Below are 19,364 nucleotides of genomic sequence, written 5' to 3' on the forward strand. Positions count from 1 at the left end.
GTCATGATGAACTTTATGTGAATGTTGATGCTTATTTATTAGTGTTGTAAGTTTTGGATATATGATTTTGGTGGCTGATTATAATTTGGTCATTCTACGATGTTAAATTTTTAATTCTCTTAATTAGCAGGTAGCACCACCGCAGACGCTTCTTCCTCTGAATCTTCTTTGTCTTCGACTTGTTCAGCTACCCAATCAATCGTCTTTGTTAGATAAAGTTTGTTGGTTTCGGTATCACACCAACTCTTGGATAATCCTCTTCGATTAAATTCACTGCCAATTGCTGCGCAATTGTTCGAAAGCCAGTTCGCGCTATGCTGACTTATGTTGCAAGCATCATCTTAAAATACCGCTCTTTATGGGTGGCCTCTTGCTATCTGAAGTATGTCCAAAATTGAGATGTGGTTACGTACTTTTTCCCCTCGAATGAAACCCAATTTATTGTTTTTTCCTTTACTGGCTCGACTATAGGTTGGATCTGTGACTTGTTACTGCGAGTACGATGGCTGCAGTTAAAAGCGCTGAGCCTCCGATTTTATTCAGGTACGTTGGGTGATCTTGCATAAACCCAAGAAGCTTCTTGGCAGAGATGGCGTAAATCATCACCCAGGTAAAATCCAACACTGCCATTGTGGGGCACATCACCAACATTTGTGATAACAGGGGCTTAGTTGGGTCTATGAACTGGGGGAAGAATGCAGTGAAAAAGACAATCGCTTTGGGGTTACCCGCTGCAACGAAGAAACCACTTAAATAGAGTCTGTGGCCTGAAATCGCGGTGGGTGAATTGGTGGTTATTTGTGCATCACACTCAGGTTTATCACGCAACATCTTGATACCCATATACAGCAATGTTGTGACCCCAAGCCACTTGATAACGGCGAACGCTAGTTCAGACGTTGACATTATGATGCCAAGTCCAACTGCAACAATGATCATCTGTATGAAGTTTGCTGAGATATCGCCTAGTGCCGTAAAAATAGCTTTATTAACGCCATATTTCATTGAATGAATGACGCCCAACAAAATGCTGGGACCTGGCGTCATGGTTAAGATAAGTGAAGCGAGGCAGAAGGTTAGCCATGTTTCTACAGTCATTTGTTTTCTCCGGGTGACTAGTATCTATTTTTCGGAAAAAGTAGTCTGCTAGCATAGAGATAGATATCAAAATAACCTGAGGTTATATAAATGGTTGAAGACTTGGAAAGCATCCCATCATTAGTCCCCAAATTACTTCTGCAGTTACTAGCGCTCGGAAGTATCACTGATGCCGCTCTGGTATTAGGAGTCAGCCAACCCGCTGCGAGCAAAGCTCTTCGACGTGCTGAAGATGTGTTAGGTTTCGCTTTAGTTCGAAGAGACAGTCGTCCCTTATTGTTAACAGCGGAAGGGAGGTTGATTGCTGAGTTCGCCAAACAGCAGGAATTGCAGGGAGAGGTGTTATTGAGACAGCTTCGACTTATTCAAAAAGATGGCGCTGGACAGGTGAAAGTGGCTTCTTTTGGCGCATCCGCTTCCACACATATTTTACCCAGCCTAATTCATGCGATCAGCCAACACTTACCTCAAGTTAAAATTGAAATAAGCGAGTTTACTGACGAAGGAGCATTATTAGCATTGCGAGAGGGGCGCGTAGATTTTGCAATCGCGGTTGATAAAGAGTATTTAGATCTAGATATCATCCCAGTTTTTACTGACCGTATGGTGGCTTTAGTTCATGAAGATGACCCTTTATCCCAGTTGTCAGTTTTGTCGGCTGTGGATATCGAAGATCGAGATTTTATACTGAGTAAAGGGGGCAGCGAGGCGCTCATTAGAGAATGGTTTAAGCTATCAAAATCTCGCCTTAAAGAAAAACACACCATTGTTCAATTGACCTCGATACTTGCTTTGATTAGAGCGGGCTTAGGTGTTTCTATTGTTGCAGAGCTTGCCGTTCCAGAATCTCATCCCAGCGTAAATGTTATTCCTCTTGCGCCCGAGTACCCTCGTAATATTTGTGTAGCGAAAAGAAGCGGTTGTTTTTCTTCGAACGCAGCCAGGTTAACTTGGGATTTTTTGAGTAAGAATAGGGCACTTAATTACCTAAGCAAGCGAGGTCATTAAGTGCGAACAGACGTTTAGCTGTCATTGCCTCATTTAATTCGCAGGCAAAACCACCGCAGACGCTTCTTCCTCTGAATCTTCTTTGTCTTCGACTTGTTCAGCTACCCAATCAATCGTCTTTGTTAGATAAAGCTTGTTGGTTTCGGTATCACACCAACTCTTTGATAATCCTCTTCGATTAAATTCACTGCCAATTGCAGCCAGTGTTTGGTTACTTGGTCTACCGTAATACAAGGTGTCGCACAGTTGCAGATTCGACATCGATTGTGGGTATGAATTAACCGATGATGAGTTCATGCTTAGTGCTTTCGATTGATTGTGAGTGCATCCGGTTAGGCTTAACAGAAACAAGGTAGCTAGAGCTATTTTCATGGATCTTAGGTTCACGAACGATGACTGATACATGATTATGAGCATGTACGATAATGCTATTTGTCAGTATTTTGCCAAACGACGGATTAGCGGGATCTTGGTACCAGTTCTTCTGGCACGGCTAACGCTATATGTTATCTCTGATACTCATCTTGTCATGCCGGAGGCGGTGAATTAAAAATGCACCAAAGGTTAAAATGCTCTTTAATTTAATTGGTGAATGCGCAATTTTGTACAAAAGCTGAAAGAGCCGATAGAGTAGACTGATGAATCGCTCGGTGATTAGCAGGTTTGAGGATGGTTATGGAGAACAAGAAGGGCTCTAAAGAGAAAGCCGATTATAAGGTCACGGAAGAACTCGGTGGTCTTGAGATCCTCAATGCTGAATACGAAAAGCAGAATTTCTCACGTCATAGTCACGAAGGTTATACGTTCGGTGTGATAGAGCAGGGTGCTCAGCGTTTTTATCGAACCGGCGGCCATCATATAGCCCCCCAAGATGCGATCATTTTGGTCAATGCAGATGAGGTACACAGCGGACATTCTGCCACTGAAGGTGGTTGGGCATATCGTGCAATGTACCCACTTCCAGAACAACTCGCCAAGATCACTCAAGAGTTGAACCTGCCTAACTATGGTGCCCCTTATTTCCCAAGAGCCGTTGTTGAAGATCCAGAGCTCGCCAATCAACTGAGGTTGGTTTTCAATACGATTGAAGAATCAGATAATCGCCTGCTCAGAGAAACCTTGATGTATGGGATGTTGGTTAAGTTAATCAGCAGACACGGGAAATCGAGTCTAACGCCTCAACTGGATAGCAAAGTCCAACGTCAGCTTATACTGGTAAAAGAGTTTCTTGATGACTTTCCACAAGCGGATGTGTCACTCGATGAGTTGTCTAAGCTAGCTGCTTTGAGTCCATTTCATTTGGTGCGCTCATTTCAAAAAGAATTTGGTCTTCCTCCGCATGCTTATCAGATCCAGTCTCGATTAAGGTTGGCTCGTACGCTCCTCAAACAGGGGCATTCGATTTCCGATACGGCTCAAGAATGTGGTTTCCATGACCAAAGCCACTTCCATCGTCACTTTAAGAAAGCCAACGGTTATACGCCGGGTCAGTACGTAAAGATGCGTTGAGATTTGTGCTTTATACCTTAGATATAGAGCAAGTTTGTACAATCGAATAAGTTAACCCTCTCTTACATTGAATAGCCAATGCAAAGAGAACTAGGAAAATATGGATAACAACACAATGAATAGACGCACGCAGTTATGGAAAGGCGTTTTGGCTGCGATGCCCTTGAGTATTGCTGTAATACCGTGGGGCATATTAGCTGGCTCGTATGCAATAGATGCTGGTCTGAATCAGCTTCAAGCTCAGGCTATGTCTGCGATTTTGTTTGCGGGTTCAGCGCAATTAGTGGCGGCGGGGATGTTCAAATCGGGCATTGGGTTAGGGACTATGTTGTTAACAACATTCTTTATTACTTCAAGGCATTTTCTTTATAGCGTGTCGATGCGCGACAAAATTAGTCATCTTCCGGCTCGCTGGCGTCTATTGCTCGGTTTTTGGCTCACCGACGAACTGTTCGCGATTTGCAGTGGGCAGTATCAACAAGAATTTAATCGTTGGTACGCGGCGGGTGTAGGTGGTGGTTTTTATCTGGTTTGGAACATCGCGAGTTTCGTCGGCATTGTCGCAGGAAGTCAGATTCCGTCACTCAATGAAATCGGTCTCGATTTTGCGGTCGCGGCAACCTTTATTGCTTTGGTTTTCCCATTAATCAGAACCTGGCCAGTCGTGGTATGTGTTGTGGTGTCTTTGATCGCCTCCGTTGCCTTGTCAGTCAACAATGTTGAAGGTGGCCTTATGATTGCTGCTATTTCGGGTATGTTAGCCGGCTTTATCAGCGAGTCATTTGTGGAACGTAGAAACGACAATAAGCTCATCAAAGAGGGGGATTCGGCATGATCTGGCTATCGATATTCCTCATGACCGCGATTGTTTTCCTTAGTCGATATTTGTTTCTAGAACCGGCCATCCCGCTTCGATTAAACAGCACTGCGAGACGATTGTTGCGTTATTCGAGCCCTGCGGTATTAACGGCAATCTGGGGGCCGATTGTGTTCGCACCAGAGCAAGCTTTTTGGCCAAGCCTAGAAAACCCTTATTTAATCGGCGCGGTAGTGACTGGGCTTTTGATTTGGAAAACGGGTAATGTGCTGCTAACGATCGGTGTCAGCATGGCGGTGTTCTTGTTCTACAACCTTGTCGCGGTTGATTTCCTTTTCTCTTGATTCCCAATATTGATTTTATGTTTTCCCCGTAATTTAAGGGCTATATAACTATGATTACTTGTTATGTTCGATATGTAATTGATCCTAAGAAGATAAAGGAGTTCGAGACCTACGCAAAAATGTGGATTCCTTTGGTGACTAAATTTGGCGGTCAACACAATGGTTACTTTTTGCCATCAGAGGGTGCGAACAATATCGCGTTAGCACTATTCTCTTTTGATAGTTTGGCGGCTTATGAGGAGTACCGTACTCAGTCGCTAAATGATCCTGAGTGTATCAAAGCCTTCGAATTTGCTGATGAGGTCGATTGTATTGTTAGTTATGAACGTAGCTTCTTTAGACCTGTTTTTAACTGATTGACCTTGCAACGCTTGGCGTGGTGACTTCTAATGTATTGATTCACTATTTGTGTATTTAGGTTCTGGTAAGGAGTTAATTTGGCTAAGAAGTATTATGTGGTTTGGAAAGGTCGTACACCGGGTATTTTTACTACTTGGAATGAGTGTAAGTCGCAAGTCGATGGTTTCGCTGGTGCGAGATATAAATCGTTTCCAACATTAGGCGAAGCAGAGTCCGCTTTCGGTGGTAAAGCATCTTCTGCGTCTAGTTCTGCTTCAACATCTGGATCTTCATCGACCAAGCCAAGTGTTGCGGGTAAGCCTAAGAAAGCGAAAGTTCCACCTCTTTCTGAGCAGCAAATCTCTGAAATGCCTTTCGATATCAAGATATACACAGATGGCGCTTGTGAGCCGAACCCTGGTGAAGCGGGCACAGGCTTAGCAGTCTACTTGAACAACGAATTAACCGAGTTGTGGTATGGCTTGTATCAGCAGGTTGGAACTAATAATACAGCAGAGCTGCATGGCTTGAAGCAAGCATTTATTCTGGCTAAGGAAAAGCTGAAAGCTGGTTTATCTGTCGCGATTTATTGCGATTCTAAGTACTCGATTGATTGCATCACCAAATGGGCTACAGGTTGGGAGAAAAAAGGCTGGACGAAGTCGGGGGGCGAAATTAAAAACCTCGATATCATTAAGCCTGCGTATGCCCTTTACCAAGAGTTGGCTTCTAGAATTACCATTTACCACGTAAATGGCCACGTCGGTATTGAAGGTAACGAGCTTGCCGACCGAATGTCTATTGTGGCGATTGCTTCTAAAGAGCAAGACTTGAGTCGATATACTGAAACTGACGATCTCACTGAAATCTTAGCTTTGCGAGCGGGCTAGCAAGAGTCAAAAGTTAGAAAGTGAGTTAACCAAAGCGCTACTGTTTATATTAAGGTAACGCTTTGTTGTATGCTCCCGCCTCATTTCACTCAACTTGTTTAGTCGAAGATTAAGCTGGGTTTTCTATCCAGTGAGACAGTTGTTGAGCTTGTTTCAACGAATTAAAACTCTCTTCCACTCTTGTTCTTGCTTTAATCCCCATCTCTGTTTTGTCATTGCAGCTCAACTGCGCAAAACGCTCAATCGCTTCTCTTAATTCCTCAACGTTTTTCTCGCTAACCACAAACCCTGTCTCTGGAGTGACGATCTCCTTACAACCCATGATATTGGTGGTAATCACTGGAGTTCCCACGGCCATCGCTTCTTTAAGTACCAGTGGACCTGTGTCCACACAACCCGTTTCCGAGAAGCAGAACGGTGCGATCAAGCTATCGTAATTCGTTAGGTTCACTTTCACCCATTCGTGGGGCTTAGCTCCTAGAAAATTGACGTGTCGAGTTAAACCTTGTTGCTCAACTTGTGTTTTTAATTGTTGTTCTAAATCGCCAGTGCCGACGATATCAAGATGAATGTCGAGAGGTTGGGCAATCGGTGCCAACGCATCTATAAGATGGTGAATACCTTTTTGTTCAACTAATCGGCCAAGAAAAACGAGTCGAAGTTGCTTGGCGTCGGTTTTTGGGTGTGGTTGGAATTGTTTAGTATTTACACCACAGTGAAGGAGCTTGATATTCCCTTTTGCCATGTTGTTGAAATCGGTGAGCATGTCTTTGCAGACCGCAACCACAAAGTCACTCGATGAAATTTTGTATTCAATATCGTAAGCAAATTCGTAGACATCGTGACCATGGGCAACAAACGAACAGGTAATATTGAGAAGCTTAGCGGCGACAATCGCATGTGCGGTGGTGTGTTGGCAAAAATGCGCATGAACATGGTTAACGTCTTTTTCTGCGAGTTGTAACGCCAGCTTAAATCCATAAGCGAAAAGTGAATTTTTAGGCATGCTATTTTGCTTTGAAACAAACGAAAGCGCTTTAACAAAGCCGATCCAGTTGATGTTGGTTATCTTGCCCGCCCGAACATCCTTGCCAATTTTTATGATGTCATAGTCGAATGACTTTTCGCTGTCCTCAATCTTGAACGTCATCACACAGACGTCGTGCCCACACGCTTTAACGGAGTCGACTTCGGTTTGAATGAAGGTCTCACTGAGGACAGGATAAGTAGGCGCTATAAATGCTACTTTTTTCATTTTTTGCTCCCTTGATGAAGGCCACTATAGTAAACTAAGCAAAATACGAACCAAGATTGAATGGGGTTTTAGGGAGGATTTTAGAGGAAAGGGGATGACTTTCTTATGGTTATCGCGAAGGTGGGGCTGATTTTCTCAAAATGGTAATCAAATTAAAATTTTGAGTTTCTCCGCTGTACGCACCTTGTCGTCATTTTGCGAATTAGTTCGTAAGACATTGATATGAAAGCAAACCAATAAGCCTAAGCTCTCGGCACAGAACATGCACTCTTAGCTGTATAACGTATAAATGTGAGAGCGTCATTATGGCTAAAGTAAGTATTATTATTCCTACCTACAACTGTTTAGATTACCTGCCGAAAGCAATCGGCAGCGTGTTAAAACAGACTCATCAAGACGTTGAGCTAATCATTATTGACGATAACAGTAATGATGGAACGTCCACTTACCTCGCATCGATTGATGATGAACGTATTATTACGCTATCAACCTTAGGTGTTGGTGCCCCTCAAGCGAGGAACTTAGGCATTGATAAAGCGACGGGCGAATACATTGCTTTTTTAGACGCTGACGACTTTTGGTTTCCAGAAAAAATCGAACGACAACTTGAGTTTCATCAGCGCTACCCAGATCTTGCGATGAGCTTTACTAACTACGAACACCTCACTGAAGACTACCAAGTGATTATCGACTGTTTTAGTTACTGGTCGCAGTTTCAAGACCAAGACGAATTGTTCATTAATATTGAGAGCCCGCTAGAATTCATTATCGAAAATAACGTTATTGGTACCTCAACCGTCATGGTGAAAGCTGATGTGTTCTCTCAAACCAACAGCTTTGATGCAGATATTAAGTATGGGGAAGACTGGGAGTTATGGCTTCGAATGAGTGAGAACCACCAGATCGGGGTGTTGAATTCAGTGCAGGTTGGTTACCTAATGAGGGCGAGTTCCGTTACTCAAACGGAAAGCCTTAAGCTGAGAAACCTGCAGTCAATAGAATCAATTCTTCAGCGTTACCAAAATAATAGTGAGCATTGGAATTTAAGGTCATCTAGTTTCAAGGTTGCTAAGGCGAGAATACTAGAGGGCTACGCTGACTATTACCGAGGTTTACAACAAAACCGACAGGCGGTTGCCTACAGTTTTCGCTCTCTGGTGATGGCTCCACAGAAGAGAACCTTGCGACACCTGCTCGGAGATTGTAAAAGTTTCCTAACGCCCGCTTGGTAAAGGATAGGTGACGCTATGGGTTCGTTAAAACAGTCTGCCTATTACGCCATTGGTATCGTGATGATGAAGGGGATCTCATTGGTGATGATCCCGTACATTACCCACAAAATGACGTTAGCAGAATATGGCTCTTTAGAAGCGATCGTGTTGTTGGCCGATATCGGGACGATATTATTTAGCTTCGGTATCGTAGACGCCATGTATCGCTACGTTGGTGTCGTCGAGGGTGATGAAAAGCGAAAACTGGTCTCGAACTGTTTCACGTTAAGTGTTTTGGTGTGTGTGCTAGGGGGCGCTTTAATTGCTCTTAGTATGCCGCTATTAATATTTATGCTGCCCGTAGAGTTTCAGCCGTACCAAATTCTCCTTCTCCTTATCCCTGTCATGCTCGACGGAGCGATCTCTATTCCGCTTACCTTAATGCGAATGAATGCGATGGCGAAACGTTTTTGCTTGCTCAATGTCTTCAAAGCAGGTGTTCAAGCCTCGATGACTTTTGCGCTGCTTGAGGCTGGATATGGGATTGATGGCGTGTTGATCTCAGCGGCGGTATCTAGCGTGTTACTCATGGTTTGTTTAGTGCGTTATCAGTGGCAAGAGATGGGAACTTTTGGCTGCTTCAAATACTCAGCCAAGATCTTAAAGTTTGGACTGCCTGCTTTGATGGGTGGTGCGTCAATTTACATGATCACAGGGTTAGATCGTTGGGTGATGGCGAGCTTTGTTGGGGTGGAAGAACTGGCGATTTATGCGGTCAGTGGCAAGTTTGCATTGCTGCTTGGCTTGTTGCTACAGCCTTACGCGCTTTGGTGGTTCCCAAACCGTGTCGCTATGCTTCAACAACCGGGAGGTAGCAAAAAGTGTGCTGATAGTGCCTTAGTCGGAGTGAATTTCGCGATTGTGTTGGGTTCTTTGATGATTCTAACGGTGCCCGGTTTTATCTCTTTAATTTTGCCGAGCAGTTATCACTATGCAGGGACTCTTGTTGTCGCCTTGCTTGCCATTAGCGTTATCAAAAACGCAGGTGATTACCTTAACCTTGGTTGTTTCAGTGGCGATTCGAGTCAATCGCAAATGTGGGTTCAAGGTGGGTGCGCGATATTGGCTGCCATTGGTTATTTTACAGTGACACCGATATTTGGTGTGGGGGGCGTTATCTTCGTTCTTTGCGGCACGTATACCTTAAGGTTGTTGCTCCTATATTTTGTCAGTCAATCGATGGAATATTTACCGTATCAACACAGTAAGTGGGTAACCGCAGTCAGTATCGCTGTTGTGGCTATCGCGTGTGATCGACTTCTTGGTTTGGTATTCGCTAATGTTCATGACTTTGTTTTAGGTATCTGTGTTGCTCTAATCACGCTGGTGGCCTTTATTAAATACTCGGTCATCGTTATTCCTCAAACTCTGCTTGATAAATTGACACTCGGCAAGCATTCACATGTTGGCTAAACTGCGTCATTCAGGCGATGAAGAGCTTCATTGAGCGAATCAAAATTCAAACACTTATAATAAAACACTGTTCATAATCTTTTGGATTAGATAGTATTTATAAATTCAATGAATGCTAACTATGGAAAGATACATGAATAAGTGGATGTTGCTCTTCTCTTTGTTTTCAGTTGCCTCATACAGCTCCTCTGATTTTTCAACGGTGGATGCTTCGGCTTCTGACTTAAACTCACAAGAGGAAAATGCGCTAGGTTATAAGTCGCCCGACTTCAATCCTCCTGAAGTTTCTTTGCAAGAGCAGCAAAATATCGTGTGTGCTAGCGTTGTCTGTAACTCTACATTCAATCCAGAGGCTGTTCCTGTGGTTGGTGAAGTGCCAAAGTGCGAACCTAATCCAACTTTAGATACCATTGCCAGTGCTATTTATATCGTTGGTGAGATAGGTGTTGCAGAAAACCTCTCTACGCCAGAATACGAGAAGTTTTTTGAGAACTAACTAAAAGGATGCGGCAGATCTTTTAAATGCTGCTATAAAAGATAAGATCTTGTTCAATGATTTTATAACCGCAGCATATTGCGACTAGGAAGCCTCAATGGAAATATGGAAGTTACTGCTGTTTATCCCGGCCTGTTTTGCTTTAAATTTAACGCCTGGACCCAATAACCTATTGGCGATGAACAACGCCCGCTGTTATGGCTTTCAAGCGGCTTTCGTCGCAGGGTTAGGAAGAATCTGCGCCTTTTCTGGCATGATCGCTCTGGCTGCTTCTGGACTCGCTGTTGTCCTCTATACTTCTGAAACTCTGTTTTTCATGATCAAGCTGTTTGGCGCAATGTACCTACTTTGGATTGCGTTTAATTTGTGGCGCTCAAAAGCCAGCCCTATTGTTGGTATTGAGCACAACAAGAATTGGTTTGGTTTAGTTAAACAAGAATTTGCTCTCGCCGCTGGCAACCCGAAAGCGATACTTATCTTCACCGCATTCCTTCCTCAATTTGTCGATGTTTCTGCCAATGTTCATACCCAATTCTTTATTTTAGGAAGTACTTTTCTAGTATTAGAGATGGTTGCTATCTCTATCTATGCAGCCTTCGGTTTATATCTTAGACATTGGTTCTCTAAGCCTGAAATGGCGCAGCGTTTCAATAAAGCCTGCTCGGTGTTTTTAGCATTTTCTGGTGCGAACCTGCTGATCAGCCGACAGTAAGGAATATGAAGCAGAACTCTTTGCTTGCTTCATTTGAATGGTGAAAAGGAATGTTATGAGCACCAATGATCTATCTAAAATGGGTTCTGCTCGGGTCACCTTGGAAGAGCTTGATGGTGAACTTTGTATTCGAAAGCAAGGTGCTGGTGGCGTAGAGATTTCCTTTTACCAACATGCAGCTCAGCATTTGTCTGGTGTGCATAGCCCTAAGCTATTGGTTGTTAAAGGGGATGATCTATATATCGAATACATTCCGCACTCTTTGAAATTAACTGAACTTCAAATCACCTCCGATGTATATCAGCAACTTTCTCGTATTCACCAGTCTCAATATGTACCGAGCTTTAAAGTCAAAGAGCATTGTTGGCACATAAATGAAACCGAGACAGCTTTAGCCTCTCTGAAATTACCTCTAGTAACACAAGATAGTTTGCTCTGTATTCAGCAGCTTAGTGATGCTTTGTTCGACCATAAAACTTTGGTCTCTGGGGATGCGAATGAAGGGAATTGGGGGAGAAGAGACAACGGTCAGCTCGTGCTATTTGACTGGGAGCGTTTTGGTTTTGGCAGCCCTGCGATAGATTTGACTCCGCTCGTTTCACGAATGGGGACTTTGTCAGATTATGAGTGCATTGTTGATCAGTACCTTTGCCATAACACCTTGATTCCGCGTGAGGATTTAATCAAGCAATTGATCATCGCGAAAAGCTGGATCGTAGTCGAAGTCACGAATATATTAGTCACGCGTAACAACCCTGAAGCTTCGAAATACATCAATTGGTTTAGAGAGCAATTGCCCACTTGGTTGGCTTCAGTTGAAGGCCGATTGTAGTCGAAGGGCGGTTGTAGTCACATCTATTAAGGTCTATCTATGAATGTTGTTTGTGCGGAAAAACAAGAACTGGTTGATATTTACCAGCTTGAACATACTTTGTTTGGTGACCACGCCTATCCGCAGTTTTTCTTTCGTCAGGCATTTGATTGCTGGGGGAAGGGCTTATTGGTGGCTAAGCAAGAGTTGAAGGTTGCGGGTTATGTATTGATGACGCCAACCGACAACCCACAAGAGTATTGGGTTTTGTCATTAGCTGTTGATCAAGAATTCCGAGGCATGGGGGTGGGGCGTTTATTGATGCAGCAGGCTATAGCGACACTGCCTCAAGAATCCAAAATATTGCTGACCGTAGATCCCAATAACACGTCGGCTTGCGCGCTTTATGCATCGATGGCTTTTGTCACGATCAAAGAAGAAGATAACTATTTTGGCGAAGATGAGCCTAGATTGGTGATGCAGCTCATCATCTAATTTTGCTTAACCCTGTGGGTGCTGGTTCTCGCTTTCACACACCTAAGTCAACATCACGATACCGTGCATTAACACGACACTAGAGGTGAGCCGAGTTCTCATGTCAAAGTAGCCATCCGGGCCTTCGCTTTGATTTTCTTCTCTCATCGACCTTTCCGCTCGCCAAACCGCAATATAGCCGATGATAAGAATCAGAGTAGTGAGAAACTCTTTTTGTTCCCCAAGTAGCACCGCTAACCACGCGACTAACACAATCACGTTACTTAGAATCAGAGCCTTGTTACTAGACTGGCTTTCGAAATTTTCGATGCCATTTCCCCACAAAATACCCGACAAAAAACTCAATATGACCACGCTGTAGGTGATGAAGAGTGTCTCGCCACTCAGGCCCAAGAATTGACTGTCGGTTAGAGACAACAGTAGGCCAAATAGAAACGGGATTAGCCCCATGTAACCGAGCTTGGCCATGGTATTGCGGGTTTGAGTTGGCGCTAAATAATCAGACCTCATAGCTGCTGCTCAATCGCATTTTTGAGTGTCGCACTCACTGGTGATGTCGAGCTAGGGAAGGTTGCCACCACTTTACCTTCTTTGCTGATTAGGAATTTGTAGAAGTTCCATTTGGGCGTCACACCTGCTTGCTGTTGAATTTCTGCAAACACAGGGTTAGCGCTACTGCCAGATAGTGTTGCTCGAGCCATCATCGGAAAGGTCACACCGTAGTCGAGGTAACAGATTTTGGCTGACTTCTCTTCGCTTCCTCGGTCTTGGCGAAAATCATTGCTTGGAAAGCCGACCACCGTGAAACCTTGGTCTTTATAGGTCTGATGCAATTGCTCCAGTTGTTTAAATTGTGGTGTGAAGCCACATTGGCTGGCCGTGTTCACAACCAAAAGGGTTTTGCCTTGAAACTCTTCACACAGCTCAATCTCTTCGTTGGAGTTTAATAACCGTTGTTTGCCGTTGAGTATCTCAGGGCAACTTGATGCAACAGCGATAGAGCTCGTTAGGCTCGCAATCAGGGCGGTGGAGCAAAGCAGTGAAGGTTTCATAGGTTTGGCTCATTTTAGTTGGCGTAACTGTTAGTACTCTTGCGCCGTGGGAAATGATCACTCTGCGAATCACTAACCGTCACTATTTATGAATTAATCAAGTGTCATCGCTGATGAGATATGGAGCGACCAAACGACTTATGTTCACCCTTGCACCAAGGCGAGCGGCTAACAGATACATGCCACCGATTTTACGGTGTAGGAATAGGGCATCGGCAGGCGGTGTGTGCCAATACTCTTGCTCCATGCTCAGGATGGTGCCAGCTTCACGAAGTTTTTGAGCGAGTCCGCTGGCTTTAAAATCGTAGTCTTCGTCAACCAACATGGGTTCACACGCCATAGTCACTAAGTTAAGGATGGCTTGGCGCTGATCGGGGAGAATCGTCTCGCTAAAGAATCCAATCTGTTCCAATGCCTTGTTGAGTCCTTGCTCATCGTGTTTAATCACAGAGGTAAAAGCCAAACGATAGCCATCACTGAAGCGGTCGCTGTATTCTCGGGTTGCCCCAAAATCTAACAGCCCAATCTGGCGCGTGTTTTCAACGTAAAGGTAGTTGGCGAAGTTGGGGTCGGTCTGCACCATCTTAAAATCGAACAATTCCCTGAACATGAGTTCGAGCAAGCTGCGCATGACAAAATCACGAGTACTTTGATCGTAATCTTCGATTTGCTCTATCGAGACACCTTCAATGAAGTCCATCGCGAGCACTGATTCTGAAGACATTTGGGGGTGAATCTTAGGCACGACGAAGTGAGCGTGTTCTTTCAGTGCATGATAGTAACGTGTCGCATAGTCAGCCTCGCGAGCATAATCCGCTTCATCATGGAGCTGTTTCTTAGCTTCTTCTAGTAAGCCTTTATAATCGACGGACTTGGGTATCAAACCAACGATGTTCAGCAATGTGCCTACGTTGTCCACATCACTGTCGATACTTTTTCGAATGCCTGGATATTGGACTTTGATGGCAAGTTTGTCTCCCGCATCACTGTAAGCTTGGTGAACTTGTCCTATGGACGCACTGGCGATAGGTTTAAAGTTGAAGGAAAGAAATTCGGCTTTCCAGTTGATGCCGAGTGAGCTTTCTAGCACTAGGTTGAGCTGCTTTGTTGGCAGTGGGTCGGCGTCTGAGCGCAGGCGAGAAAGAATGTCGGCGAGTTCAGGTTCGAGAACATCGCCAGCGTCCATTGATAACATTTGGCCAAGCTTCATCGCTGCACCGCGCAGGTGTGCGAGTTGGTCAGTCAGGCGAGCAATGTTCTGCGGCGTCAGCATTAAGTCTTTTGCTTTTGGCCTGTTACCTTGTGCGAGTTGCTTGGTGCCTTCCGTTATCACATTACCCGCGACCCTTGTCGCCAGTGAGGCAAACTTACTGAATCTCGAAATTCGATGTGTAGGAAGGTTTCTCTCTTTTGCCGACATAAAGGTTCTCTCTGGGAATCAAGGTTGACTACAAAGTTCTATTAATCATTACCCAACCGAATGTTTTGTTGTGATAACTTGTCTCGTGGAACAGTAAACAAAATTAATAAGGACAAAATATGAAGTTTATTTGGTTGAAAGTGGCCGTAACGGTATTGGTATTTGCAGCGCTGTTTGGCATTGTTTACTACAAAGTCGCCAGTGGTATATCTTAATTCCAATGCAATTTAGTAGAGCTATTTAGTACAGCTATTTCCGTTGCAGCGTGACTGTCCAGTTAGCCAAAAAGAGACTTTATATCGGTTTTTCGCAAACCGCAGATAACACCAGTCGGCCATTGGCTTAAATATCGCCCAACGCAATGGGGCGTATAGCCAACCTTTGCCAACCAGCTTCCATGCTTGGTAAGTCACGTCCAAACCAAGCAGTAATTTTCCATTCTCATCGAGTGCATGCAAAATCGTGTTGGCTGCCTCGGCATCTATCTGCGGGTAATCTGTAAACGCCTCACTGTAGATATCGATGGTTTGAATCTGATTTTTGGTATCATGCTTGGCAAGCGCTGCCATCTCTTTTGCGCATAACGGGCATGTCCCATCGTAAAATATCGTTAATGCAGTCATTGTTTTTCTTACTCTTTTCGTGAATACCAATCTATACGACATCACCAATTAGGTGGATCATTCTGCCCAGTTATCCGACACTGTCATTGTGAGAACTATTTTACAGTATCATCTAGAGGTAACATCCGTTCCATGCATTTACAAATTAAGAGCCTATCTCCAATGACAACAAAGTTAATGACCCGTTTCATTATAGCTATGACTACCCTGATGCTAAGTGGTTGTGTTAGCTACAGCGTGACTGAACAAGAAATGACGAACTACCTGCAAGATTCGGTGATGTTAGAGCAGGAAGTGGGTGTACAAAACGTTATGTACGCGCAAGTTGCTGTCGATGACTTAGCGGTGAAAATTGGTCGAGCTGATGCCGAGCGTGTTTCTGTACTGGCGAATACCAATGCAAAAGTTCAGGTGTTCAACATGCCTAATATGGGGTTGGATTTGGATATTGAGTTCAGTGCGATTCCTGAATACGACAAAGAGAGTGGCGAGATTTATTTAAAATCACTGCGTTTAGAGCGCTTTGAAGAAAAAGATAAACAGCTTTCGCCAGAGATTGCCAAACTACTTAAGCCAGCCGTTTCTATGATTGGTTTTGCTTTGTCCCAGTCTCCCGTTTACAAGCTCGACAGCAATAAAGTGCAAGAGTCGTTGATTAAATCGTCAGAACCGAATCTGGTGATCCGAGATAATAAGTTGGTTATCGAGTTATTTGATTAGAGGCTTGTTGTATTAAAGGTTGACTAGTTTTAGCCCGAGTACGGAGTAACTTGTTATTGTGTACTCGGGCTGAGGTTAATTCACTCTTTTGATTGTTGTTCGATAAAAGCCATTAATCAGCAACTTATTTGGTGCTAGGGCATTCAGTCGAGATGTCTCCAAACTGTTGTTTATGAACATTGATTGTCAGATCTCTCGGTTTACTCCAATCGATGATTAACTCAAAAACAGTGTCGTAATCTGAATTCGGCCATTCTGGGATTGGGTCAACGTTATCAAAGCGATGCTTAATCAAAGTAACAAGCACTTCAATGCTGATGTGTTCCCACGCCAGTAAAAGATCTGCATTACGGTATTTTTCTAAGAATAACTCATCAAGAATTCCTTCAAAGTCATTCAAACCATATTGTGTGTTGATGGGCATGCCATATTGGATCGCAGTTGGAGCAATGGTTACCAAAGGACGAACGTAGCTATAGCATTCACCATCGCCATGCAGCTCGCAGGTTTTAATTGATGGGTTTGGGGCAAAGATGTAGTCCGGTTTATTGAACTCACGTTGAATATAATCTGGTAATAATAGTGCTCTGTTCAATCCCTGACAGGTTAGGTTACCAAGGCCGTCATCTGGCTTTTCGGCATGTCGAACAAGAATAATTCGTTGTACTTCATCTTTACTTGTTTTTTCTGCTTCCGCAGTTGCAGTATTACAAGCCATACCTAAGAGTACCGCCAAGAATATTTTTACTTTCATTTTTTACTCGAAACTTATTTAGCACTCCTTGCAAGGTTAATAACGATATTTTCCTTAATATCATTTGTACGTGTGTTTAATTTAGAACTCGAACTTTGCTTTTAGGGCAAATACCACATCGGTTTTATTCTGGATTAAATTGATGTTGTCGAAGCCATTGGTCAGATCAATCGCGGTGTGATTCAGAACTTGCACACTTGGAGAAATTTGCAGCCATGGTGTGATTTGAGCTCGGTAATACGCTTCAGTTGTATATTGGTCACCTAAGTCCAACCCTTGCGTTGTGCTCTCCATTGGGCTTGCCCAGTTAACTGCCAGTCCAAACATGTCTTGGTTTCTCTGTGCAGGAATGTAACCAAAGCCGACGCTTACTGAGGCGTCGTACATGGCTCCGCCATCTTGAGCCCATCCAGCCCTAATGAAAGGCAACCAACGCTCAGCCACTAAACCTGATAGAGACAGGTTGATACCGTAACCTTCATCATCGTTTCCAACTGCGTCACGCTGCCATAGGCTGATATGAGCATTGCTGATGAACAGCATATCTTTACTTGGTGTCCAACCGAGTTCTAAGCTTTTCCAAGTGGCTCCTGTGTCAAAGAGCTCTTTGGCTCCTTCTACTAAGTCAGAAGCGTTGCCTTTAGCATCAAGAATACTGGCCGAGCCATAAATGCTATCTGAGAAAAAACCGCCGGCCATAACACCCAGTGCACCATCAGGCAATCCACCAATCGTTCCACTACCGGAAGTAAACACACCATTGTTGAAGTCATTCCATGGACTAGCTAACGCATAAAAATCGGTGTAATCCGTCATGTCTAAGAAACCGGCGTAAACCACCATCTGTTCTTGCATTAGAGACTGACGCCAAAATAAATGAGTAGTTCTAAAGCCTTGATCACCATATAAGGAGTGAGCAAAACCTAAGTAACCGAGATCGGCCAAACCGTATTCTTTCGGGGAGTTTTCAGTGTATTTATGTCGATGTTCAAACTTGAAAACAATTCCACCTTTGTCTCCATCTTCTGTCTCTAGAAGATCCCATTGACCAAAGACTCTTAATGCTCCTGCCGCAGCAGATGAATCCCCAAGAGGATCAATCGCTCCCATACTCAGCATGTTGTAATCCATGCCCAACTGTAAGCCATGTTCTTTTTGAAGGTTTTGCTTGGTTTCATTCCATGAATCGTAATGTGAACGCGAAGTCGAGGACTCTACTGGCATTGCTTCAGCGGTTGTTACCCCTGATGCCAATATCAGAGCAACCGTTGACAGGTTCAAAAGATGTTTCATTTTAACCTCTTAGTAATTACGACTCAGCTTGGTTAATCAAACACGCTGAGTGCAAAAATAATGATGTATCTAATTTAGGAGTGGGTGACTGAACTCGATTATTACTTCGCCAATCTGCCGTCATGGTATTCGCGATATCGAAACTGAAGAAATTCGGTTTGTCTGACCCAATAGGACAATGACCGTTGAGGTTTTAGAAATAGGCGCGGTATAAGAACCAAGCTGCCGTGTCATCAACATGTTGAGTTTTGACGGCTGATTTTACGTCGCCATAAGTGTTCTCTACTCTTAGCTCTCCCCAGCGAGATTTATCTTGTGATAAAGGTGTTGCAAGGCGGAGTGTTGTTTTCAAGGTGCTGCTTTCAAGATCGCCGTCGATGTATGTGTATTCCGGATTGAAGGTGAAAAAAGTGCCATCGTCGCCAGTTTTAACGTTTAGGAATGCCGCAGCAGTACCACCAATCGCGGTTTGGTCGTTGATGCCAAATCCACCGCTTTGGATAAAGTCTTCTTTGTATTCGCCTGCCAATGCGCCTGCGCGAAGGAACACAGTAAAACGTTCACTGTCCGTGTTAATTGCTGCTACGCCACCGACTGCTGCAGTGCTGACCATGTCGTTGTCTATAAGATCGAGTGACGCCGCGACTTTAGGGACTGATGCGCTATCAAGATTGAATACATGGAAGTATTGGACACGTGCATCACTGTATTTGCCTTCATTCGTCATATTGCCTTCGGCTACGATCATGGCTTGCTGTTGTTCATTGATTGGCATTGCCATGGTGCCCATCGCTTTCACTTTGCCGGTGTTGCTAAGGCCAACAGTGAATGAGGTTACAGCTCGTGCGACATCGGATGGGTCCACACTTTGTTCTTCATCAGCCAAAATGAAAGGAGAGGTAAGCAGTGATAAGGTCAAAGCGGTCGCGGTAAAAGTCTTGGTGGTATTCATATCGGTATTTCACATAGGTTGTTTAGATAAGCCGGAATGATATAAACGTTTAATGGAAACTCAGAATTGCTATTGTCTGACGTGATCAGACA

Annotated in this window: 24 protein-coding genes; 13 read left to right on the forward strand and 11 right to left on the reverse strand. The window is 44.0% G+C overall.

Going from position 1 to position 19,364, the window contains the following annotated elements; translation table 11 throughout:
* Positions 1 to 119: 119 nt before the first annotated feature.
* Together QWZ07_RS10285 and QWZ07_RS10290 are read right to left on the reverse strand one after the other, a co-directional pair.
* Positions 120 to 326, reverse strand: a complete 207-nt coding sequence (locus QWZ07_RS10285) for a hypothetical protein (protein ID WP_102278651.1) — start codon at positions 324 to 326, stop codon at positions 120 to 122.
* 139 nt (positions 327 to 465) lie between these two features.
* The gene (locus QWZ07_RS10290; RefSeq protein WP_102278273.1) at positions 466 to 1,098 is read right to left on the reverse strand and encodes a LysE family translocator; all 633 of its coding nucleotides are present in this window, start codon (positions 1,096 to 1,098) and stop codon (positions 466 to 468) included.
* Positions 1,099 to 1,188: 90 nt separating this feature from the next.
* On the opposite strand from QWZ07_RS10290, the gene QWZ07_RS10295 reads away from it, so the two are divergent.
* Complete coding sequence (locus tag QWZ07_RS10295) at positions 1,189 to 2,106, forward strand: LysR family transcriptional regulator (RefSeq protein ID WP_102278274.1); 918 nt, start codon at positions 1,189 to 1,191, stop codon at positions 2,104 to 2,106.
* 33 nt (positions 2,107 to 2,139) lie between these two features.
* Here QWZ07_RS10295 and QWZ07_RS10300 read toward each other — a convergent pair whose 3' ends face one another.
* A complete protein-coding gene (locus QWZ07_RS10300; RefSeq protein WP_017110048.1) occupies positions 2,140 to 2,478 on the reverse strand; it encodes a hypothetical protein in 339 nt (112 codons plus the stop codon).
* Between the two features lie 303 nt (positions 2,479 to 2,781).
* Here QWZ07_RS10300 and QWZ07_RS10305 point away from each other — a divergent pair, with 303 nt between their 5' ends.
* The 5 genes from QWZ07_RS10305 (at position 2,782) to QWZ07_RS10325 (ending at position 6,005) form a co-directional block, all read left to right on the forward strand.
* Entirely contained in the window at positions 2,782 to 3,615 is an 834-nt protein-coding gene (locus QWZ07_RS10305; protein WP_065103937.1) for an AraC family transcriptional regulator, read from the forward strand.
* A gap of 100 nt (positions 3,616 to 3,715) precedes the next feature.
* Entirely contained in the window at positions 3,716 to 4,450 is a 735-nt protein-coding gene (locus QWZ07_RS10310; RefSeq protein ID WP_192852643.1) for an AzlC family ABC transporter permease, read from the forward strand.
* Complete coding sequence (locus tag QWZ07_RS10315) at positions 4,447 to 4,776, forward strand: AzlD domain-containing protein (RefSeq protein WP_102308121.1); 330 nt, start codon at positions 4,447 to 4,449, stop codon at positions 4,774 to 4,776. The genes QWZ07_RS10310 and QWZ07_RS10315 overlap by 4 nt, the downstream gene beginning before the upstream one ends.
* A 50-nt stretch (positions 4,777 to 4,826) precedes the next feature.
* The gene (locus tag QWZ07_RS10320) at positions 4,827 to 5,132 is read left to right on the forward strand and encodes an NIPSNAP family protein (RefSeq protein WP_192852644.1); all 306 of its coding nucleotides are present in this window, start codon (positions 4,827 to 4,829) and stop codon (positions 5,130 to 5,132) included.
* An 81-nt stretch (positions 5,133 to 5,213) separates the two neighbouring features.
* Positions 5,214 to 6,005, forward strand: a complete 792-nt coding sequence (locus tag QWZ07_RS10325; protein ID WP_192852645.1) for a ribonuclease H family protein — start codon at positions 5,214 to 5,216, stop codon at positions 6,003 to 6,005.
* Positions 6,006 to 6,114: 109 nt separating this feature from the next.
* On the opposite strand, the gene QWZ07_RS10330 is transcribed toward QWZ07_RS10325, so the two are convergent.
* Entirely contained in the window at positions 6,115 to 7,260 is a 1,146-nt protein-coding gene (locus QWZ07_RS10330) for a glycosyltransferase family 4 protein (protein ID WP_192852646.1), read from the reverse strand.
* Positions 7,261 to 7,565: 305 nt separating this feature from the next.
* On the opposite strand from QWZ07_RS10330, the gene QWZ07_RS10335 reads away from it, so the two are divergent.
* From QWZ07_RS10335 to QWZ07_RS10360, 6 genes are all read left to right on the forward strand, one after another.
* Positions 7,566 to 8,492, forward strand: coding sequence for a glycosyltransferase family 2 protein (locus QWZ07_RS10335; protein ID WP_102560050.1), 927 nt, complete (start codon positions 7,566 to 7,568; stop codon positions 8,490 to 8,492).
* A 15-nt stretch (positions 8,493 to 8,507) separates the two neighbouring features.
* A complete protein-coding gene (locus QWZ07_RS10340) occupies positions 8,508 to 9,944 on the forward strand; it encodes a lipopolysaccharide biosynthesis protein (protein WP_192852647.1) in 1,437 nt (478 codons plus the stop codon).
* 133 nt (positions 9,945 to 10,077) lie between these two features.
* Positions 10,078 to 10,440 (forward strand): hypothetical protein, encoded by a 363-nt coding sequence (locus QWZ07_RS10345; RefSeq protein ID WP_225998389.1) that lies wholly within the window; start codon positions 10,078 to 10,080, stop codon positions 10,438 to 10,440.
* Between the two features lie 97 nt (positions 10,441 to 10,537).
* Positions 10,538 to 11,152: a LysE family translocator gene (locus QWZ07_RS10350; RefSeq protein WP_102362581.1), complete on the forward strand. Its 615-nt coding sequence runs from the start codon at positions 10,538 to 10,540 to the stop codon at positions 11,150 to 11,152.
* Positions 11,153 to 11,207: 55 nt separating this feature from the next.
* Positions 11,208 to 11,984 carry a phosphotransferase family protein gene (locus QWZ07_RS10355; protein ID WP_192852649.1) on the forward strand — a complete coding sequence of 259 codons (777 nt, stop codon included), beginning with the start codon at positions 11,208 to 11,210 and terminating at the stop codon, positions 11,982 to 11,984.
* Between the two features lie 39 nt (positions 11,985 to 12,023).
* The gene (locus tag QWZ07_RS10360; protein WP_192852650.1) at positions 12,024 to 12,458 is read left to right on the forward strand and encodes a GNAT family N-acetyltransferase; all 435 of its coding nucleotides are present in this window, start codon (positions 12,024 to 12,026) and stop codon (positions 12,456 to 12,458) included.
* 42 nt (positions 12,459 to 12,500) lie between these two features.
* On the opposite strand, the gene QWZ07_RS10365 is transcribed toward QWZ07_RS10360, so the two are convergent.
* From QWZ07_RS10365 to QWZ07_RS10380, 4 genes are all read right to left on the reverse strand, one after another.
* Complete coding sequence (locus QWZ07_RS10365; protein ID WP_065112083.1) at positions 12,501 to 12,968, reverse strand: DUF3429 domain-containing protein; 468 nt, start codon at positions 12,966 to 12,968, stop codon at positions 12,501 to 12,503.
* Entirely contained in the window at positions 12,965 to 13,510 is a 546-nt protein-coding gene (locus tag QWZ07_RS10370) for a glutathione peroxidase (protein WP_065112084.1), read from the reverse strand. The genes QWZ07_RS10365 and QWZ07_RS10370 overlap by 4 nt, the downstream gene beginning before the upstream one ends.
* Before the next feature lie 97 nt (positions 13,511 to 13,607).
* Complete coding sequence (locus QWZ07_RS10375) at positions 13,608 to 14,930, reverse strand: ABC1 kinase family protein (protein WP_192852651.1); 1,323 nt, start codon at positions 14,928 to 14,930, stop codon at positions 13,608 to 13,610.
* Positions 14,931 to 15,166: 236 nt separating this feature from the next.
* Positions 15,167 to 15,553, reverse strand: coding sequence for a thiol-disulfide oxidoreductase DCC family protein (locus QWZ07_RS10380; protein WP_065112086.1), 387 nt, complete (start codon positions 15,551 to 15,553; stop codon positions 15,167 to 15,169).
* Positions 15,554 to 15,715: 162 nt separating this feature from the next.
* Between QWZ07_RS10380 and QWZ07_RS10385 the strand changes: the two genes are divergently transcribed.
* Positions 15,716 to 16,273, forward strand: a complete 558-nt coding sequence (locus tag QWZ07_RS10385) for a YceB family lipoprotein (RefSeq protein WP_192852652.1) — start codon at positions 15,716 to 15,718, stop codon at positions 16,271 to 16,273.
* 124 nt (positions 16,274 to 16,397) lie between these two features.
* On the opposite strand, the gene QWZ07_RS10390 is transcribed toward QWZ07_RS10385, so the two are convergent.
* The 3 genes from QWZ07_RS10390 to QWZ07_RS10400 form a co-directional block, all read right to left on the reverse strand.
* On the reverse strand, positions 16,398 to 17,027 hold the full coding sequence (locus QWZ07_RS10390; RefSeq protein WP_192852653.1) for a histidine phosphatase family protein: 630 nt from the start codon (positions 17,025 to 17,027) through the stop codon (positions 16,398 to 16,400).
* 81 nt (positions 17,028 to 17,108) lie between these two features.
* Complete coding sequence (locus tag QWZ07_RS10395) at positions 17,109 to 18,320, reverse strand: carbohydrate porin (RefSeq protein ID WP_102278289.1); 1,212 nt, start codon at positions 18,318 to 18,320, stop codon at positions 17,109 to 17,111.
* Positions 18,321 to 18,513: 193 nt separating this feature from the next.
* The gene (locus QWZ07_RS10400) at positions 18,514 to 19,272 is read right to left on the reverse strand and encodes a hypothetical protein (RefSeq protein WP_192852654.1); all 759 of its coding nucleotides are present in this window, start codon (positions 19,270 to 19,272) and stop codon (positions 18,514 to 18,516) included.
* Between the last annotated feature and the right edge of the window lie 92 nt (positions 19,273 to 19,364).

Origin of the sequence: Vibrio lentus, assembly GCF_030409755.1 — a bacterium.
GTDB lineage: Bacteria > Pseudomonadota > Gammaproteobacteria > Enterobacterales > Vibrionaceae > Vibrio > Vibrio lentus.

Coding starts and splice junctions, on each gene's coding strand:
- QWZ07_RS10385 (WP_192852652.1), top strand. CDS start 15,716: ATGACAACAAAGTTAATGACCCGTTTCATTATAGCTATGACTACCCTG.
- QWZ07_RS10330 (WP_192852646.1), bottom strand. CDS start 7,260: ATGAAAAAAGTAGCATTTATAGCGCCTACTTATCCTGTCCTCAGTGAG.
- QWZ07_RS10320 (WP_192852644.1), top strand. CDS start 4,827: ATGATTACTTGTTATGTTCGATATGTAATTGATCCTAAGAAGATAAAG.
- QWZ07_RS10370 (WP_065112084.1), bottom strand. CDS start 13,510: ATGAAACCTTCACTGCTTTGCTCCACCGCCCTGATTGCGAGCCTAACG.
- QWZ07_RS10335 (WP_102560050.1), top strand. CDS start 7,566: ATGGCTAAAGTAAGTATTATTATTCCTACCTACAACTGTTTAGATTAC.
- QWZ07_RS10365 (WP_065112083.1), bottom strand. CDS start 12,968: ATGAGGTCTGATTATTTAGCGCCAACTCAAACCCGCAATACCATGGCC.
- QWZ07_RS10340 (WP_192852647.1), top strand. CDS start 8,508: ATGGGTTCGTTAAAACAGTCTGCCTATTACGCCATTGGTATCGTGATG.
- QWZ07_RS10395 (WP_102278289.1), bottom strand. CDS start 18,320: ATGAAACATCTTTTGAACCTGTCAACGGTTGCTCTGATATTGGCATCA.
- QWZ07_RS10355 (WP_192852649.1), top strand. CDS start 11,208: ATGAGCACCAATGATCTATCTAAAATGGGTTCTGCTCGGGTCACCTTG.
- QWZ07_RS10345 (WP_225998389.1), top strand. CDS start 10,078: ATGAATAAGTGGATGTTGCTCTTCTCTTTGTTTTCAGTTGCCTCATAC.
- QWZ07_RS10375 (WP_192852651.1), bottom strand. CDS start 14,930: ATGTCGGCAAAAGAGAGAAACCTTCCTACACATCGAATTTCGAGATTC.
- QWZ07_RS10400 (WP_192852654.1), bottom strand. CDS start 19,272: ATGAATACCACCAAGACTTTTACCGCGACCGCTTTGACCTTATCACTG.
- QWZ07_RS10315 (WP_102308121.1), top strand. CDS start 4,447: ATGATCTGGCTATCGATATTCCTCATGACCGCGATTGTTTTCCTTAGT.
- QWZ07_RS10350 (WP_102362581.1), top strand. CDS start 10,538: ATGGAAATATGGAAGTTACTGCTGTTTATCCCGGCCTGTTTTGCTTTA.
- QWZ07_RS10310 (WP_192852643.1), top strand. CDS start 3,716: ATGGATAACAACACAATGAATAGACGCACGCAGTTATGGAAAGGCGTT.
- QWZ07_RS10300 (WP_017110048.1), bottom strand. CDS start 2,478: ATGAAAATAGCTCTAGCTACCTTGTTTCTGTTAAGCCTAACCGGATGC.
- QWZ07_RS10360 (WP_192852650.1), top strand. CDS start 12,024: ATGAATGTTGTTTGTGCGGAAAAACAAGAACTGGTTGATATTTACCAG.
- QWZ07_RS10390 (WP_192852653.1), bottom strand. CDS start 17,027: ATGAAAGTAAAAATATTCTTGGCGGTACTCTTAGGTATGGCTTGTAAT.
- QWZ07_RS10380 (WP_065112086.1), bottom strand. CDS start 15,553: ATGACTGCATTAACGATATTTTACGATGGGACATGCCCGTTATGCGCA.
- QWZ07_RS10295 (WP_102278274.1), top strand. CDS start 1,189: ATGGTTGAAGACTTGGAAAGCATCCCATCATTAGTCCCCAAATTACTT.
- QWZ07_RS10305 (WP_065103937.1), top strand. CDS start 2,782: ATGGAGAACAAGAAGGGCTCTAAAGAGAAAGCCGATTATAAGGTCACG.
- QWZ07_RS10290 (WP_102278273.1), bottom strand. CDS start 1,098: ATGACTGTAGAAACATGGCTAACCTTCTGCCTCGCTTCACTTATCTTA.